This window comes from Noviherbaspirillum sp. ST9 (assembly GCF_048799745.1).
GTDB lineage: Bacteria > Pseudomonadota > Gammaproteobacteria > Burkholderiales > Burkholderiaceae_D > Noviherbaspirillum.
In genome coordinates this window covers 387,568-401,164 of record NZ_JBLWFR010000001.1, presented here as the reverse complement: position 1 = coordinate 401,164, position 13,597 = coordinate 387,568, and the positions used below count along the sequence as shown (strand labels likewise).

8 protein-coding genes are annotated in these 13,597 nt (G+C 62.0%); 1 reads left to right on the top strand and 7 read right to left on the bottom strand.

The genetic code is table 11. From position 1 onward, the window contains the following. The first annotated feature begins 148 nt into the window (after window positions 1-148). A complete protein-coding gene (locus ACNOHI_RS01925; protein ID WP_420472939.1) occupies window positions 149-1,282 on the top strand; it encodes an ABC transporter substrate-binding protein in 1,134 nt (377 codons plus the stop codon). A gap of 56 nt (window positions 1,283-1,338) precedes the next feature. Here ACNOHI_RS01925 and ACNOHI_RS01920 read toward each other — a convergent pair whose 3' ends face one another. The 7 genes from ACNOHI_RS01920 to ACNOHI_RS01890 form a co-directional block, all read right to left on the bottom strand. Further along, the gene (locus ACNOHI_RS01920) at window positions 1,339-5,820 is read right to left on the bottom strand and encodes an EAL domain-containing protein (RefSeq protein WP_420472938.1); all 4,482 of its coding nucleotides are present in this window, start codon (window positions 5,818-5,820) and stop codon (window positions 1,339-1,341) included. Between the two features lie 104 nt (window positions 5,821-5,924). Further along, complete coding sequence (locus ACNOHI_RS01915) at window positions 5,925-7,070, bottom strand: ABC transporter substrate-binding protein (protein WP_420472937.1); 1,146 nt, start codon at window positions 7,068-7,070, stop codon at window positions 5,925-5,927. Between the two features lie 44 nt (window positions 7,071-7,114). Then, window positions 7,115-9,214, bottom strand: coding sequence for a TonB-dependent receptor plug domain-containing protein (locus ACNOHI_RS01910; protein WP_420472936.1), 2,100 nt, complete (start codon window positions 9,212-9,214; stop codon window positions 7,115-7,117). Between the two features lie 119 nt (window positions 9,215-9,333). Continuing rightward, entirely contained in the window at window positions 9,334-10,131 is a 798-nt protein-coding gene (locus ACNOHI_RS01905) for a citrate/2-methylcitrate synthase (protein WP_420472935.1), read from the bottom strand. Beyond that, window positions 10,128-10,937 (bottom strand): citryl-CoA lyase, encoded by an 810-nt coding sequence (locus ACNOHI_RS01900; RefSeq protein ID WP_420472934.1) that lies wholly within the window; start codon window positions 10,935-10,937, stop codon window positions 10,128-10,130. Before ACNOHI_RS01900 ends, ACNOHI_RS01905 begins: the two co-directional genes overlap by 4 nt. Before the next feature lie 13 nt (window positions 10,938-10,950). Beyond that, a complete protein-coding gene (locus ACNOHI_RS01895) occupies window positions 10,951-11,700 on the bottom strand; it encodes an SDR family oxidoreductase (RefSeq protein WP_420472933.1) in 750 nt (249 codons plus the stop codon). A gap of 11 nt (window positions 11,701-11,711) precedes the next feature. After that, the gene (locus ACNOHI_RS01890) at window positions 11,712-13,577 is read right to left on the bottom strand and encodes a thiamine pyrophosphate-binding protein (protein ID WP_420472932.1); all 1,866 of its coding nucleotides are present in this window, start codon (window positions 13,575-13,577) and stop codon (window positions 11,712-11,714) included. Window positions 13,578-13,597: the final 20 nt, after the last annotated feature.

Genomic DNA, 13,597 nt, shown 5'->3' with positions numbered 1-13,597 from the left:
GAAGGCACGCCGCCAAATTCAACACGATTGACGCACATCAATGCAAAGCGCCTGAGTTCGCTGTTGCTTGTTACGTAAAACCCACAATTGCTGTCCTATAGGCAACGCTCAACAATGACCTCTCCCCAAGCCCCCGAAGGACGTCAAGATGCGCGTTTCCCCCTGCAAATTCCTTTCTGCATTATTGCTCACCGGCGCGGCAATTTCAGCATCGGCGGAAGACGGCGTCACGGACAGCACGATCCTCATCGGCCAGACAGTCGGCGTGACGGGTACTGTTGCCGGTCCGGTGAAGGAAATGAATGAAGGGGCGATGGCCTATATCCATCAGGTCAACAAGCAGGGCGGCGTGCACGGCCGCCAGATCGTGATGAAGGTGCTGGACGACAAGTTCGACCCGGCGTTGACCCTGGCCAACGCTGAAACGCTGATCAAGAAGGATCACGTGTTCGCCCTGTTTCAGGGGCGCGGCACGCCGCACACGCAAGCAATCGTTCCCTTGCTGGAGCAGCACAACGTCCCGCTGCTCGCCCCCAGCACCGGTGCCGCCGTCTTCCACAACCCGGTGAACCGGCTGCTGTTCAACATCCGCGCGAAGTACCAGGACGAAGTCGCCAAAGCGATCGAGCACTTCACCACCATCGGTATTCACCGCATCAGCCTGCTGCACGTGGATGATGCGTTCGGCCAGGACGGATTGGAAGGATTCCAGAAGGCGATGGAAGCGCGCAAGCTCAAGCCGGTGTCGATCACGGCGTATGCACGCGTGAATCCCGATTACAAGGCGACCGCTGCAGAAGTAATCAAGGCCGATCCGACCGCGCTCGTCATCGTGAGTTCCGCCAAGAACACCGCCGAGGTCATCAAGGCCATCCGTGCGCAAGGCAGCCAGATTCAGATCATGACGATGTCGAACAATTCCTCGCAGGCGTTCGTCAACGACCTTGGCCCGGCGAGTTCGGGCGTGATTGTGTCGCAGATCACGCCAGCGCCGCACTTGCTGTCGACACCGTTGGGACAGGAATTCGCCCGGGCAGTGAAGGAATCGAAAGCAACGATTTCCTATGCCGCGATGGAAGGATTCGTGAATGCGAAAGTACTGGTGGAAGCATTGCGCCGCGCGGGTCCGAAGCCGACGCGCGCCGGCTTCGTGAAGGCGCTGGAATCGATGCAGCGCGTGGACTTCGGCGGCCTGATGGTGACCTACGGCGCCAACGACCACACCGGAAGCGAGTTCGTCGAACTGACCATGATCGGGAAGAACGGCCGCTTCGTTCGCTAATCCCGTTCCCCTTCGTCAGGCCGCCGGCCGGCCTGACCTCCCCGCCTCATTCCGCCTCATTCGATCCCCGGCAGCGTCTTCATTCTCGATTCCCACCGCTGGTTTGCCTTGGACAGGATGTCCCGCGCAAACTGGTCTGCCGGGATAGGCTGGCTGAGGTAATAGCCCTGCAGCATGTCGCAAGCCTGCTCACCCAGGAAGCGCAGCTGCGATTCCGTCTCCACCCCTTCCGCCACGACTTCGAGGCGCAGGCTGTGCGCCAGCGCGATGATGCCGGTGACGATGGAAGCATCATCGACGTCGTGCGGCACATCGCGCACGAAGGAACGGTCGATCTTGATGATGTCCACCGGGAAGCGCTTCAGGTAGGACAGGGATGAATAGCCGGTGCCGAAGTCGTCGATGGACAGGCGCACCCCGAGACTGCGCAGACGATGCAGCGCCTCCAGCGTGTCCTGCGCGTTTTCCATCAAGGTGCTTTCGGTAATTTCCAGCTCGAGCAGGCTGGGCGCAAGGCCGGTATCGGCCAGGGCCTGTTCGACCGTCGCCGCGAAATCCTTCTTCAGCAACTGCTTTACCGACAGGTTCACGGCAATGCGGATCGTCGGCAGGCCTGCCTCTATCCATCGCTGCAACTGCGCGCATGCGGCGCGCAACACCCATTCGCCGACTGAATTGATGAGTCCGGTTTCCTCCGCCAGCGGAATGAACTCCGCTGGCGAGACCATGCCGCGTGTCGGATGACGCCACCGCACCAGCGCTTCGGCCCCGATGACTTGGCCGTCGTCCACGCGCGCCTGCGGCTGGTAGAACACTTCCAGCTCGTCGCGCTCGATCGCGCGGCGCAAATCGTTCTCCATGCGCACATGTTCCGAGATGGAGTGCTCCATGGATGCTTCGAAGAACTGGAAGCCGCTATTGGTCTTCTTGGCGCGATACATCGCGGTATCGGCATGCTTGAGCAGCGTGCCGACGTCCGTCGCGTCATGCGGGTACATTGAAATGCCCACGCTGGTCGTCACGAAGATGTCGTGGCCGTCGATCTGGAACGGTGTAGCCAGCGCACGGCAGATATTCTGGGCGGCGGTCACCGCGGCATTCGGCCCTGCCACTTCGGCGAGCACAACAGTAAATTCATCGCCACCGAGGCGGGCCACGCAATCGGCGTTGCGGACACTGCGGCGGATGCGCTGTGCAACGGCCACCAGCAAGCGGTCGCCGACGTCATGGCCGAGCGTATCGTTGACGTTCTTGAAGCGGTCGAGGTCCAGGAAGAGCACAGCGACCGATTCGCCGGCCACCCGCGCCTGCTCGATGCGCCGGCCAAGCTGGTCCATGAACAGCGCGCGGTTCGGCAGGCCGGTCAACAGGTCGTTGTAGGCGAGATGCCGGATGCGCTTCTCTGCCTGGTTGGCTTCGATAATGCGGCGTACGCGCTGCGACAGCACGGCGAAGTGGATGGGCTTGGGAATGTAGTCGCTCGCCCCGGCGGCAAATGCGCGTTCGACCGAAGTATTGTCCTCGAGGGCGGTAATCATGAGCACCGGAATCGACCGGCCATTGGGCAGTTCCTGCACGCGGGCACAGGCGGTGAACCCATCCATCACAGGCATCACGGCGTCCATCAGGATCACATCCGGCTGCATGCGCTTGAGCATCTGCAAGGCCTGTGCGCCGTCCGCGGCCTCCTCGACACGGAAACCGTCGCGCTGCAAGGTGTGGCGCAGGGAACTGCGCGTGCTGCGGTCGTCGTCGACGACGAGCACCTGTGCGATCTCTTCGCCCTGGCGGATACTCAGGCGGTCTTCGATGAATACCTCGCTGCCAAGCACCAGCGCCACCGACTCGAAGGCCTGCCGCAGGCGGCCGAGCATCGGCTGAATTTCCGCGACCCGGTGTTCGATCGCCAGTTCCTCGGCTTCCTTCGCCAACTGGGCGAGCGTACCCGCACCGAGATTGCCGCTGCTGCCCTTGATCGAATGGGCCATGGCGCGCGCCGTGTCCGTGTCGCCGTCCTTGACCGCCTGCTCCAGCAGATTCAGGTAACCGGGCGTGTCCTCCAGGAAGGGCGCGACGGTCTGCTGCATTGCCGGGCCAAGGATTTCCCGGAGCTTGTCGAACACTTCATGGTCCAGTGGAGTGCCATCGACTTCGTGCGTGCTGACCGCAGGAAGCAGCGCGCGACCGGCTGGTTCGGCGCGGCCCAGCCAGCGTTCGAGCTTGTGGCGCAATTCGACCAGGGTGATCGGCTTGGCGAGGTAGTCATCCATGCCGGCAGCGAGGCACTTCTCCGCATCGCCCTGCTGGGTGTTCGCCGTCATCGCAACGATGGGTGTACGCCGCCCGAACGGTTCCTCGAAATTGCGGATATGCGCCGTGGCCTCGTAGCCGTCCATCTCGGGCATGCTGCAATCCATCAGGATCAGGTCGAAGCGGCCGTAGCGTGCGGCCTCCACGGCCTCCCGTCCGTTGGCAGCAAATTCGCATTCGCAGCCGTTCATGGCGAGCATGCCGGCAGCCACCATCTGGTTGGTGCGGTTGTCTTCCGCCACCAGGACGCGGTAATCCTTCGTCGTGGACTGGATCGCGGCCGGTTGCGTTGCGGCGAAACTTGCGGCGGCGGGAGCCTGCCCGCCAGGCAAGAGGCGGCGGACTGCTTCCATGAGACGATCAAGGCGCAACGGTTTTCCAAGGTAGAGATCGGCGCCGAGCGCGCTGCTGCCCATCGGGGACGCGTAGCGATCCAGGACCAGGATGCGCGGCGTCGCAGCGCCCATATCGACGCGAATGCGGCGAACGAGATCGGTGCCGCGCTCATCTACCGCGTCGACGTCGATGATGACGAGGTCGTAAGGCGTGCGCATTTCCTCCGCACGTGCAAGCTCCGCGAGGGCGGCAGGCCCGTTATGCACGGTGCGGCACTGCATGCCGGTCCGCGTGAGGTTCTGGTCGATGAAGGAACGGACGATTTCGCTGCCGTCCGCGACCAGCACGCGGACGCCTTGCAGAGCGCGATTGTCGGCGGTCGCCGGCAACTGCTCGGCGCGCTTGCAGCCTACCGAGAACCAGAACGTGCTGCCCTTTCCCTTCTGGCTGCTGACGCCGATGTCGCCATTCATCAGGGCAACGAGCTGCTTGCAGATCGCCAGGCCCAGGCCCGTGCCACCGTACTTGCGTGTGGTGGAACGGTCCGCCTGCGCGAAAGATTCGAAGATATGCTTGACCGCATCCTCGCTCATGCCGATGCCGGTATCGCTGATTTCGAAGCGCAATCCAAAGTCCGCCGACGCGGCGTGCGAGAAAGAGATACGGATTGCCACTTCACCATGCTCCGTGAACTTCACCGCGTTGCCGATCAGGTTCAGCAACACCTGCCGCAACCGCAGCGAGTCGCCGCGCACGCGTTCGGGCACGTCGGAAGCGATCAGGTAGCCGATCTCCAGCCCCTTCTGCTGCGCCTGCTTGGCCAGCAGCTCGATCACTTCCTCGACCAGTCGGCGCAGGTCGAATTCGATTTCTTCCAATTCCAGCTTGCCGGCTTCCATCTTGGAGAAGTCGAGGATGTCGTTGATCAATTCGATCAGCGCGCGCGACGAATTCCAGGCGACGTCGACGCACTCCTGCTGGCGCTTCGTCAAGCGCATTTCCTTGAGCATGTCGAGCATGCCGACCACGCCATTGAGCGGCGTGCGCACTTCGTGGCTGACGGTCGCGGCGAACTGCGTCTTCATCAGCGCCGTGCGCAATGCCTCGTCGCGCGATTGCTTCAGCTCCGCCTCGCGCTCTTCCAGCACGTCCATCATCTTGTTGAACGCGTGGGCCATCTCGACGATGTCACGCGGCCCGCCCGGCACGGCACGCATGCCGGACTCACCCGCTTCGGCGCGTCCCATCAGCTTGGACAGGGCATTGAGCGGACGAATCATATGGCGCGCCAGCAGGCGCATGATACCGAGCAGCACCGCTGCGAAAGACAGCGTGATGGCCAGGTTGCCGATCAGGAGGGAAGCGACCAGCCGGTTAAGCGTCCCCTTGCCGATGACGACATGGACATAACCGAGCAATTGCCGCTGGCTCTCCAGCACATCGAACGGCGAACTCTCGGCCTGCCCGCCGAATACCGGCGCCATGAAATGCCACTCGCTTCCGGTTTCCCGCACGAGCGTGGCACGCGTCACCGGAATGGCGGCCGCAGGCGTGATCGGCATGGCGTCGCTTCCCGGCTTGACCTGCGACAGCAGCACCTGTTGTGCGGCGTTGGTAATCCGAACCTGGGTCACATCGGGAAACGCCAGGGTGGTGTTGACGCCTTCGCGTACATTGTCGGGCGAGTGGTAGAGCAGCGCGAGCACACTCTGCAAGGCAAGGTTTTCGGTAATGCGCTGCCCCTGCTCGACCAGGTAGCCTTCCATCCGGCGACTTGCTTCCCAGGAGTTCATCAGGGAGGAGAAAAGGGCCAGGCCAAGAATGGCGGCGCTGACGACGATCGTCAGCTGGCGGCGAAAGCCGGTGCGACTGAGGAAATTGCGAAAGACCATGGTAAATCAGAATTCGAGAGCCAGCGCGCGAGCGCGTTGCATACGGTGTGAAGCGATCGCGTCCACGGCGGATTGCTTGTTCTTCTTATTTTTCGCTCTAGACATTAAGGCTCCGGAAAAATGAAATCGAAGCTGCGCTGCTGCTGATAGCCGATCGTCAAGCCAATGTGGCTTGCGGTGCGCAGGTTGACGGCAGTCTGGACCTCGCGCAGCGGTAGCACGCCGCGGCGGCGGCCATCGCTGGATACCGCGGCAAGGGCGGAATTCGCAAGCGTGCGCCCGAGTTCGAGGTTGTTCGGATACAGCGCAAACAAGGCGCCCTTTTTCACATGCAGGAAGCTGCTGGAAAACACCGGGACGTTGCGGTTCCAGGATTCCTTCAACACCAGTGGGAGAATGGTGTTCTCTTCGACGGTTGTCGCATCCTGCGGCAGCCATATCGCATCGCGGCGCCCGTCGGCGGACGCGAAGGCAGTTTCATAGGCGCGCGCGGCTGCTGCAAGGTCGCGTGCCTCATGCGTGGCCAGCTCCAGGCCATGTGACCTGGCGGCTTCGCGCGCAATCTTGACCAGCCACTCGTTGTGCTGGGGATTGTAGACGACGATGACGCGCTTCACGGCTGGCATAAGATTTTTCAGGCGCGTGAACAGCAAGGCCGGATCGGGCGTCAGGCTGATACCCGTCAGGCTGCGGTTTTCCGCTTCCGGAATGGCAAGCACGCCACCGACGACAACGGGAATGGCACTGTCGAGGGTGGATGTGGCCTTCAATCCCTGGCGTCCGAGCGCGATGACGACCTTGGTGCCATTCTTCTTCAGCACGCCGTTCAATTCAGCGGGATCCTGATTCGGGCCGATCGGATAGGTGTGCACCGCCAGGCGTGCGCCATCCTCGATCCCTTCGATGATTTTCGCAAAGACGCTGCGGTAGGGTTCGCCGATGTCCGGGTAGACCACCGCGAGGGCGCCGGCGGTCTGCGCGTCGAAGCGCTTTGTTGCGTCGCCAAGCTCGGCAAGGCTGATCGTGCTGAAGGCGTAGCGGACAGCGCTCAAGTCGTCGCGGAATTCAAGTGCGCCATGGCCCTGTCCCTGCACATGAGTCAGGCCGGGATAGGTGAGCGGCACGTCCCCCTGCGCTGTTTGTGCAACAGCACTGCCGACGGCGAACGCAGACCACAAGCCGAGCAGTACGCGCGTGCCGCGCGTACCTGCCCTGCCATGTCTGTCGTTGGGAATTTTTGCCGTCGCCATGAAGTATCGGTGAACAAACCGTTTCGCTGAGAGGTTGCGTGAAATTACATCCGGTAGGCGAGTTGTACCCAGAAGGCGCGCGGTGCCATCGGCAAGTCATTCGGTATGGTTCCCGGTGCAAGGGATGGCTCCAGCACCATGGCGTTGAACAGGTTTCGTACCGACGCGGCGATCGACCATTGTCCACTGCCCGAGTGAGTGCGCGCAGTGAGGTCCACCGTCGTGTAATCGGGGACAGGAGGCCTGGTGTCGCCAGCCGTACGCTCGCGGTCCATGACGCGGTTCATCTGTGAGCTGAAAAGCCACCCGCTCGCGTAGCGCCAATCCGCCCGCAGATAAACACGATGATGCGGGGCATAACCGGCGTCTCGGCCCGTCAGTTCGTCGACGGACTTCTGGTATGAGTAGTTACCGGTCAGCCGGACGCTGCGGCTCACATCCCACATTGCTTCGAGTTCCATTCCCGAGCCATGCTGGCTACCGGTATTGTTGTACGTTGCACCTGTTCCGGGCACGGCATTGGGAACCGTGCGGATGATGTCCTGCATGTCGTAGCGGAAGAAGTTCAGGTTGACCTGCGTATCCTTCCGCGCCTGCCATGAAAACGCGGCTTCGATCGTTTTGTTGGTTTCCGGTTGCAAGTTGCTGTTGCCGCGTGCAACCGGATTATTGATGCTGTACTCCTCGTTGAACGACGGCGCACGGAATGCGCGGCCATACAACAGCTTGGCGGTGAGCTCGAGCGAGGCATCCCACACCAGGGCCAGGCGAGGGTTGGTCGTACTGCCGAAATCGGAATACCTGTCGTGACGGACGCCCGCGGTCAATGCCCAGTCGTCGGCGAGTCGCCATTCATCCTGGGCATACAGATACTTCACGGTGCGGCGGTGCGGCGTCAGGAATGGCGCAATCGCGGTGTAATCCCTGACGGCCCCGTCCGGTACCGGAACGCCGGCCGGACTGAAAATGAAATTCTTGATTTCCCGTGTTGCATACAGGTCCAGGTCCTCATAGCCGAGGCCGAATCGCAGGCTGTGGTACTTGAATCCGTGATACGTGGCGGATGCCGACAACCGGTATTGACGCTCGGACGTCTCGGGAGCGCCGATCATCCCGTTGACGAAGGTCCCCGTGGGAAAGGTCACGCCCGGCGGGAACAGAACGGCAGGCACAGGAAAGCGCTGCTTGTATCCCATGTAACTCAGGGTCACATTTGTCGCCCATGATGATGACGCGACCTGGGGATCCGTCCACGAAAGATCGGACATGATGCGCTCGCTCTTGCCGCGGCCGACAGGATCGAGTGCCGAACCGACACCGATGCCTGTGCCCATATCGTCCCGCAACTTGTAACTGCTGCGCCAGCGCCACTTCTGGTAAGAGAGGTCAAGGCTTCCGTCGAGCGCGTCCTGCTGGTTGTTCGTGAATCCCGGCGCAAGGCTGGCGTTGGTTCCGAAGGCACGGTCGTTGCGGGATGCGGCGTCTGCGGCAATCAGTCTCTTGAAGCCATCCGTGCTTCCGGCCCTGAGGTAGGCAGCGATCTCGACCGGCCCCGCGCTCCCGCCATGCAGCAGCCAGGCATCCCGAGTATTGAATGACCCCGCCCGCACCCCCATGCTGGTTCCCTGGGTATCCGCGGCGGTTTTGGTAATGATATTGACGACCCCGGAGAACGCGTCCGAGCCATAGAGCGCCGACCCGGGACCGCGGATCACCTCGATCCTGGCCACGTTTTCCAGCGGCAGGCCGCCCCACAGGTTGCCCTTGTTGCCGATGAAAAGCGTCGTCACGGGAATGCCGTTCTGAAGCATCAGCACCTGCGGCGTAAACTGGCTCATCACACCGCGCATGGTATAGAGGGGGGAGTTGAAATTGGCGCTGCGGTTGACGTGCAGGCCGGGCACGGTTTCCAGGACTTCGTCAAGGTCGACTGCGCCGATGGCGACGATGTCTTCCGCCGTAATGACCGTCGCGACCGCCGGCGCTCGCCGGATGTGCTGCTGCGAGCCCGTTGCGATCGAGACGGTGAACTTGTCGCCGTAGATCGACGCCAGGTCTTCCTCGTCATTGAACTCGGCATGCGCCGTACAGGCCCATGCCATGGCAATGGACAGACAGATTGTCTTCGGTATCATCGTTCGCATTCTTGCGCTCCCCTGTCGATCTTTTGAGGGAGCCATGCACCAGGGAAGGGGTCGCGTTCCCTGGTGCATGACACCCTTTATTATTCGGCTTTCGACATCCCTACGAACAACCAGACAGCTTATTCAGATCGCCATTGACGTACGGGCGGTCCCTCATACTTGACTCCGTCGCATGGTACCGGAAAAACAGTGCCTTCAGGCTTTTCTGTCGCTTCCAGATAACACGGAGGCATGCCCGCAACAAACAGGGGCACACGGAATACCTGAAAGTCGGCTTTCGTGAACCCCATATCGGCACAGAGGGAAGACGTCATGGCCGCGTAATTCATGCGCAGGCGCGCGTGCCGCGCCGTCAGCATCCGCTCCACCTCCTTGGCGATCCTGAAGTGGGGCCCTTGGTCAAGCCCCAACTCGTGCGCGAGCCGCTCAAGCCACGGCAAGCGTTCATCCGTCGTCTCGGGAGTGGGCCGGCCGTAGCCGAAAATCTTCCCTTCCTGCTTGACGAAATCCGCCAGGTTGCCGCCCGAGCTGACATGCTGTTGCGCGCGCAGGAAGAAATCGATGGCGCGCACGCCGGGATATCCGCCGTAGATCGACGCTTCCGACACGGCCATCCCGGCCGAAATCGCCAGGCCCGGCGTACTCCTTGCCGTGCCTGCCATGGCAGCGACGCGATTGTTCCAAAGTCGGGCATCCGGATAGCTGGTGTAGACCAGGATGCCGTGCAGGAGCTTCATTTGTTCCGGTGTGAAGCGCTTTCCGGTGACACCGAAAAGATAAAGCTCCACCCAATCCATGTGCCGGAGATCGGCATGCAGGTCATATCCCCGGAATACCGCCCGGCTACCGGCCCAGAACGCGCCCATTTTCGTCCGCAGGGTACCGACGTTTTGCTTCAGGATTTCCGGGCCGCTCATGCTTTCTCCTTTGCCGGATCGTTTTCAACGTCAATGGAAAAGAACGGAAACTTCCTGAAACCGTATCCCTGCTGCTCAAGCGCATGCGCCGCAGCCCCGGGAAGGCGAAGCAGCAAGTGCAACATTTCGCTCGCCTCCGGCGAGAATCCAAGGTCATGATAGGCAGCGGCAGCGATACCAGTCAGACTGAGCGGCCGGCCCGCCGCGCGCTCCAGCGCATCCGCATTCGAAGCCAGCCAGGACAAATGCAGGCCGGGACTGAGACGGGCGAAGCATGCCATGGCCCTGTCAACCACTTCACTCCTGCGGATACCATGCGGCTCGAACCCTGGCTGATGTTCCAGGTCGGGCCAGATATCCAGCGTGCGTGCGGGTTCACTTTTCAGAACCGACTCCCAGGCCTGAAGGTCCGTACCGTATTCCTGCCAGGCGCGAAGCGCGAGCAGCACTTCGCGCCCGCCAGAGAGTCCTCCGGCGCCGGCCGCAAGTGCTGCCACCAGCGTTGAGGCAGCGGTGGAACCGCATACGCCCGCACACATCGCCGCGTGCACCGAGGGATCCCGCGGCCCGGGATTGGCCATTGCCACGGCAACGGCCTCGAGCAGATCGGCTTGCTGCGTCGAGGGCGCCTCGCCGCGAAACAGCAGGTAGAGCATCTCCACCCAACGGGCATTGCCAAGCATTTGTCCGAACACGTCGTACCCGAAACAATAGGCTGCCTTCGCTGCGAAGGGATTGTCCGCTTCCGGCTCTTCCTTCCAGATTCGCGTATGGATGACATCAACCGGCACAAAATCGCCGCTCATTCGCTTCCCTTTCTCAAGTGAGACTCATGCCGCCGTCAACAACAATTTCTTCTCCCGTCATATAAGACGAATCGTCGGAGGCGAGGACCAATGCGATCCTGGCAATCTCGTCCGGACTGCCGAACCGTTTCATTGGTGATTTGACTTCGATTTCCTGCTTTTTCGCCTTCAGCATGTCCTCGGGAAGTCCGAACCTGTCGAAGATGGGTGTGGCGACAGGCCCCGGACAGATCGCATTGATACGTATCCCGCTTTCGGCGAGCACGAGACTCAGCGACTTCACCAGAGAAGAAAGCGCCGCCTTGGTCGCCCCGTAGAGGGAGAAATGGGGCGTTGCAATGCGGCCGCTGATCGAGGTGGTGACGATAATGGATGCCGGACGGGACAGGATCGGCAAGGCCTTCTGGATCGTGAAGAACGCGCCCTTGAGATTGATCTCCGCAAGCTCGTCGTAATGCGACTCGGTCACTGTGGCCAACGGCGATGCCTTTGCAACGCCTGCATTCACAAAAAGGACGTCGAGCCGGTCGAAGCGCTCTTGCACCTGGAGGATCGCGGCGTCGATCGCATCGAGGTCCCTGACGTCGCTGCGAATCACCAGGGCATCGGGGCCCAGCGCCTGTTGTGCCGCGGCCAATCCTTCGGGGTCACGTCCGGTGATCGCCACACGCGCCCCTTCATTCAGGAACAGCTTTGCCGATGCCAGTCCAATTCCGCTGGTGCCGCCGGTAATCAGTACTGTCTTGCCCTTTAGTTTGTCCACAGGATCAGTCTTCAAAGATTGTTCGCCAGCACCCGCATGCGGACATTCATCGGCGGCACCTCCTCGGGATCAACATGCACATCGAGGACTGTCGGTCCCTTGCGCGCACAGATCGCGTCGATATCCAGTGTTGCCATGTCTTCGGGTGACCGGATTGTAAACGCCTGCGCGCCAAGTGCACGACCCAGCGCCGCAAAATCGGTGGGCGGCAGAGTGCATCCGATCTGCTCCGCCTTGGCCAGACGCTGGCCGTGCTTGACCATCCCGAGCGCCCGGTCGTTCAGCACGACGAAGACGATCGTCTGCTGCTCGGCGACCGCGACGGAAATCTCCTGCCCGTTCATCAGCAGGCTGCCATCACCCGTGATGCAGACGACCGGCATGTCCGGATTGGCGGCAGCGGTTCCCACTGCGCCACCGATCGCCCAGCCCATGGGAGCGAAATTCATGGTCACGCGCAGCCAGCCGCCCGAGGTACGGCGCCGCCCCGCGGTGCGCTTGCGCTCGCCGCCCAGCAGCCGGCGCTCACCGACGCGGCGGTCGCGCGGATGCAGGTAGTGCGTGGCCCATGACACGCTGTTGCCGGTATCGGCGAGGAAGCGCGTTGTCGGCGGGAACAACAGGCCAAGTTCGCGCATCAACCTTTGCGGCTTGATCGGCGTGGCGTCGCTGAGGTATTTGTCCATATCCGACAGCATGGTGTCGGGATCGGACACCTTGCCCTTGACTTCGCGCGATACGCGGCGGCGCTCGATCTCGTAGGAGGCGTGCTTTTCTTCGTCGTGCAGCCGTTCGACGAGGCGCTTGAACACCGACAGGATGCGGCCGCGGACATGCAGTCGCGCCATCGGCGTACGCGCCAGATTGTCTTCCGACTCGTCGATATGCACCAGGCGTTCGTTCAGGATGCTGTCGCTCCAGCCGCCGCTATTCCATTCGCCCATGCTCGCGCCGATGGCAAGGATCAGGTCGACCGATTCGTCGCGCAGCGCGGCATCGGCCGAAAGATGTCCGCCGAAACCAAAGACGCCTCGGAACAGGGGATGATGCGGACTCACCAGCCCCTTGCCGTCGGGCGTGGTCACGAAGGTCGCCCCTTTCAATGCCGCGAACTGCAGGATCGAACCGGCCGCCTCGCCGCACCAGCCGCCGATCAGCAGGACCACTTTCTTCGCGTCCGCAATCATGCGGTAAAGCGTATCGACGGCATCGTCATCAATCATCGATGAGGGTGCCAGCAATTGCCGCAAGTCATAGGATGGCGCCGCCGGCATGCCGGGACTGCGGAACACGTCGACGGGCACGGTGAGATGTACCGGACCGCATGGCGTGCGCGTTGCCCGCTGCAGCGCTGCAATCAGCTTCGGCTCGAGTTGCTTGGGATGCGAAATCAGGGAGTTGTAACGCGTGCAGTGGCGGAACATGCCGAGCACATTGACGCCGGTGCAGGCCGACTCCTGCAAGGGATGCTTGCCGAACGCCGGCAAGGCGGGCTGGCCCGTAATGACCAACATGGGAATGTTGTTGTCGTAGGCGCCGGCCACGCCCGTGATCAGGTTGGTTGCACCGGGTCCTGACGTGGAACAGCAGACGCCAATGTTGCCCGTCTCGCGCGCATAGCCGTCCGCCATGAAAGCGGCGCCGGCCTCGTGGCGGGCCAGGATGTGGCGGATGCCTCCACGCCGCTGGCTCCTGGCAAGTGCGTTGTAAAGGGGTTCGATGGCGCCGCCTGGAACGCCGAACACATATTCGACACCGATCTGCTCAAGGTAGGCAACCAGCAGATCGGCCACTTCAACTGCATGGCCAGGGGCGGTAGTGCGCCCTCCCTGGTCGATGTCGACAGCATGCTGCACGGGCAAGATGTTGGTACGCATGTCGTTTTCCTTCGGCGGCA